Here is a 2,046-nt window from a genome sequence, read left to right as displayed (position 1 = left end):
TTGGGACCGCACTTCCGCCTCCGGCTGCTCCCCACCCCGCATTGCTGCGGCGCAGTTGCCTTCGGCTGCCACCGGTTTCCTGTCTGCCGGTGGGTTCAGACTTTCACTGACTGAGTTCATGGCTTTCGATGTCGCACTAGCGCCGGTCTCCGACCGGCGGCTGGAGTTTGGCCCTGAAAGCACAGGTTGTGCATGCTGCGGAGCAGGGTTTACGCAGCGGCAAACAAGACGTGAGGCAGGCTGGGTGCGGGTTTCTGGGTGTTGGCGTCAGCCGGTGCGGTTGACGTGAAGTGGGAGAAACTCTCGGGGCTGAGTTGAGGAGCCCACAGTTCGCAGCGCAAGAAGCGCAAGAGTTCGCCGGTGTGCAGTGAGGGTGCCGTCTCGTCGATCTTGGGATGGCGCCACTTTGGCGGAAGCAGGTGCTGGGGCAGATTGCCGGACGCCATCAGTTGCAGCGCGGCGAGCCACAGAAATGAGTACGCAGCGACGGTGACCGCGGGTTGATTGTGGGTGGACGCGACGGTGCGAACCTGGGCTTCACCGGTGCCGAGCAACGTCTTCTCGTCGCGGAAGTTCACTTCGATGCCCCAGCGCCACAGGTAATCCTGGAGCACTTCGGCCAATGGCATATCGGGGTCAGTGCAGAGCAAAAAGGCGGGTTGGCGATAGAGCAGGCGCGAGCCGTTGCGCAGCCGATAGCCGATGGGGGCGACGACGATGATGCGCAGTCGGCAAGCGGCGCCACTCTTGCGCCATAGGGCTGGGCCGAGGATTTTTACTCTAAAGGTGTGGCGTTTGCCGGCGGCAAAGGCTTCAAGCGTTTCCCAAGCCACGGTGTCGTCGGTGCGCAGGGCTTCGGGCGTTGGGAACTGCGCGCCGTAGACCGGAGGCCGGCCGGTGGCCGGAGCAGGGCCGGGCAACGCGTGAAGCACGGCGTCCTTTCGGATGCGTCCGATATATACGGTGTTGGCCGGCAGCCCCTTGAGGATGTCTGCATTGGTGTAGCTGCCGTCACCGACGATCACCAGCTTGCGGGAGTGAGGCAGTGACAGGCGCAGGGCTTCGATTCGGGCGAGGGCCACGACGTTGAGGCGCTGCTGTTTTCGTTGTTCTTTGTAGTGTTGATGCTCGGTGGCGGGGGCGTCCTTCCGGGGCTTGGCCGGGGTCGGCGCGTGGGTAAAGTCTATTGGCAGCATGCGCGCCTGCCCGTCGGGGCCGGGCCAGGCGGCGGAGAGTTGCACGTAGCGCTGGCCGCGCACCAGGTTGGTCTGGAACGCAGGTCCGAGCGGATCGCGTTTCCAGCCCACGCCGTGAATCTTGGTTCCCGACTTGCGCACCAAGGTGTCGTCAATCGCTACGACCAATGGCTGCTCCGGGGGCACGTGAGCGTGGATCGCCTGCAGGGTGTGCCCAAACAGCAGCGCGGGATCGACCCGATCTTTTGCATACAACCGATAGTCGGAACTCCAGTCCAGGTGGGCACGGCCGCACAGGCAGATCAGATTGGAGATCGTTGCGCGGCACGGCGACACGAGACTGGCGAGCATGTGGCCGTAGAGCCGGCGGGCACATGCGGGAGTCGTGCAGGCCGCGGTGGTCGCGCAGGTGAGCAGGCGTTGCAGGGCGGCGCTCAGGGGCTGGGTCGTTTTTTTTCAAATCCACCGGATCGGGTGGCACCACGGTGCGGGAGAGGATGAGGTGTTTCTTATCGGCGATGGTCCACTCGACCACCTCCCCCTTTGTGAAGTCCATCGCTTGGGCAATGGGCGCCGGGAAGTTGATGTAGAATTGCTCGCTGGCTTTGCGCTCGATGAGTTGGACCTTGGTTGGATAGCCCATCGGGGTATCTAGACATATCACTAGACATTTGACAAGCGAGAAATCGCGCTCCGAGTGATCTCTAGAGGGGGATAATCTAGTAAAGGCCAAACTCCAGCCACGGGCAGGATGCCCGTGCCACCACCGAGATCCAGACGCCACCGACAATCCGGAGATGCACCCCGCCAGGATCATCGCATCGATAAATCCGTTCGACGCGCCCCGCCG

At 63.0% G+C, this 2,046-nt stretch carries 1 protein-coding gene; it reads right to left on the bottom strand.

Features of this window, described 5'->3' with window-relative positions:
- Positions 1 to 209: 209 nt before the first annotated feature.
- Positions 210 to 1,547: a transposase gene (locus QZY44_RS15185; RefSeq protein ID WP_295447688.1), complete on the bottom strand. Its 1,338-nt coding sequence runs from the start codon at positions 1,545 to 1,547 to the stop codon at positions 210 to 212.
- Between the last annotated feature and the right edge of the window lie 499 nt (positions 1,548 to 2,046).

It is taken from the genome of uncultured Thiodictyon sp. (genome assembly GCA_903837595.1).
GTDB lineage: Bacteria > Pseudomonadota > Gammaproteobacteria > Chromatiales > Chromatiaceae > Thiodictyon.
Note: the sequence above shows the minus strand (reverse complement) of the source record. Positions and strands in the feature narration are given on the sequence as shown.